The organism is Sphaerospermopsis kisseleviana CS-549, assembly GCF_028329225.1.
Lineage (GTDB): Bacteria > Cyanobacteriota > Cyanobacteriia > Cyanobacteriales > Nostocaceae > Sphaerospermopsis > Sphaerospermopsis kisseleviana.
In genome coordinates this window covers 1-2,394 of record NZ_JAQMTI010000186.1, presented here as the reverse complement: position 1 = coordinate 2,394, position 2,394 = coordinate 1, and the positions used below count along the sequence as shown (strand labels likewise).

The following is a 2,394-nucleotide window of genomic DNA, read 5'->3' as shown; positions in this document are numbered from 1 at the left end:
CCCCTGTCCCCTGTCCCCAGCGATGCACTGAGCTTGTCGAAGTGTCCCCAGTCCCCAGCGATGCACTGAGCTTGTCGAAGTGTCCCCAGTCCCCAGTCCCTAGTAATAGTTTCCTACTTTGCGATGACGTACTGCTGTCAGCGCATCTGGTTTGGAAACTTTGCCATCTTCAACAATGCAATATAAAATCCAATGATCGCTACATTCAATGTTGCTGACTACTTCACATTCCATGTATGCAAGTGCATCGGTTAAAATTGGTGAACCGTTTTTAGCAGTTTGAGTTTTCACACCTGCAAATCTATCCGCACCAGGAAGTAAACGTTTGAGGAAGTGTTTTTTCAGGTCTTGATAATTACCTTCTTCTAACACATTGATCACAAAGCGATCGCCTATTTGTAATAAGTTATCAATCGCTCGATCTTTAGCAACAGCAATGGTAAATCCTAATGGCTGAAAACTAGCTTGTGCTACCCAAGAAGCCATCATTGCACCGCTAATTTCACCTTTTTTAGCAGTAACAATATATAATCCGCTGCTAATTCTCCCTAACGCTTTTTCCATGTTCACGTCGAGAGATTTGATTTGTTTGATGTTGCGTTCTCGCACCACCTTTTGTCCCAAATCTGTACCCGCTTCTGTACAAATTTGATAAGTTGCTTCGTTGGGGATTTCTTTAATACGAATTGCGGGAAATGCTTCTTTAATTCCTAAGTCAATAAATTTACGACGTAGAGTATCAATCGGTTCATCATCACCACCATAGCATTCAAATAAACCTACAACTTGTTTATTTTTTGCTACAGCTAATAAAGAACTAATACCAGCTTGTGCTACAATTGAAGAAGTAGGTGGCATTCCAATAATTAAACCTGATGCTCTACCTGCTAATTCTTGAATTTCTTGAAAATCTGCTGTGTGTAAATCAACTACTTCTGAACCCACACCAGCTTTTTGCAAACCATCACCAATTGCATGAGCTAATTGCTCACTATAACCATAACCGGAAACATAAAACAAACCAACCGTAGTTTCTGTTTTCGCTTGTCTTTGACTCCAATTTTGATAATATTCGGTTAAAACATCGAGGTGATGATATAATAATGGTCCGTGTCCATTGGCAATAATTTGAATGTTACCTAGTTCACCCATTCTCTTCATTGCATTCAATAAAGAACGAGCATTGGGACCCATTAAGCAATCATAATAAAACCGAAAATCAGCTTCAATTGCTTCTAAATCTTCGTCAAAGGTGCGATGATCACAAAAGTGCATCCCAAACGCATCACAAGTATAAAGAATTTGGGTTTTGCGATCAAAACTGAAAATTGTATCAGGCCAGTGTAAATTTGGCGCACTGACAAATTCTATTTCATGTCCTTGACCAATATTTATGCGATCGCCACTTTTAACAATTCTTTTGGAAAAAGGATCATGTACCAAACCTTCTAAAAATTGCAATGCTACTTTAGAAGCTAAAACAGTTGCTCTTGGTGCTAATTGTAATACATCTTCTACCAAACCACTATGATCTGGTTCTGTATGACTGACAATTATATAATCAATTGTTTTCGGATTAACTAAACCTTTGAGAGTGTCTAAATATAATTGACGAAACTTCTGATGAGAAGTATCAATTAAAACTGTTTGTTCACCCCTAATTAAATAAGAATTATAGGTTGTACCGTTTTGCAATCCAAATTCAATATCAAAGCGATCCCGATCCCAATCAAGAGAGCGTATCGCTGTTGTATTAGGAGCAATTTCTACAGTTTGTATAGTTAACCTTGGTTCAACTTTCTCTGATATTGCTACCATGATTTGTATCCGATTCTAAATAATATTCTTTTCTCCCCACCATTTTCTTCCTAAAATCTTTTTAAAGCTGTAATTAAGAATATATTTTGTAAAATTAAAGTGGTATCAAACAATGCTATTTTTCAGCATATTTTTTGACACGAAAATCTACTATAGTTATAGCCATCAACATAATATCAACAGAATTATGTAGGGGTTTAGCAATGCTAAACCCTTACAATATTAAGGGAAAATTTTGTGAGTATCTGTTAGTTTATTTTAGGAAAACAGTAACTAGAACACCGATTCATTAATCGTAAGGGCGAAGCATTCGGACAGAATATGAACTGGTTTCAGCGATAGGTTATCACCCGAATGCTTCGCCCCTACAAGAAACAGAAAAAATTTTTAACACCCACTTACTTAGGGTTTGCTGAATAAACCTAAAACCTTGATGTATCAAAGGTTAGAGGCTGATAAACACAGAAATTAGTGCAAGGGTTTTGAAGGGTATACCGGAAAAAGTGTGCATTTTTGGGGATTTCAAGAGATGGCAAAGAAATTTTCAAATCTCCTCCTGACTCCTGACTCCTGACT

At 37.1% G+C, this 2,394-nt stretch carries 1 protein-coding gene; it reads right to left on the bottom strand.

The genetic code is table 11. The features are described from left to right. Positions 1 to 99: 99 nt before the first annotated feature. Complete coding sequence (locus PN497_RS15345) at positions 100 to 1,818, bottom strand: diflavin flavoprotein (RefSeq protein ID WP_096564987.1); 1,719 nt, start codon at positions 1,816 to 1,818, stop codon at positions 100 to 102. Positions 1,819 to 2,394: the final 576 nt, after the last annotated feature.

Excerpts from the sequence above, each read along its gene's own strand:
- PN497_RS15345 (WP_096564987.1), bottom strand. The coding sequence starts at position 1,818 with ATGGTAGCAATATCAGAGAAAGTTGAACCAAGGTTAACTATACAAACT.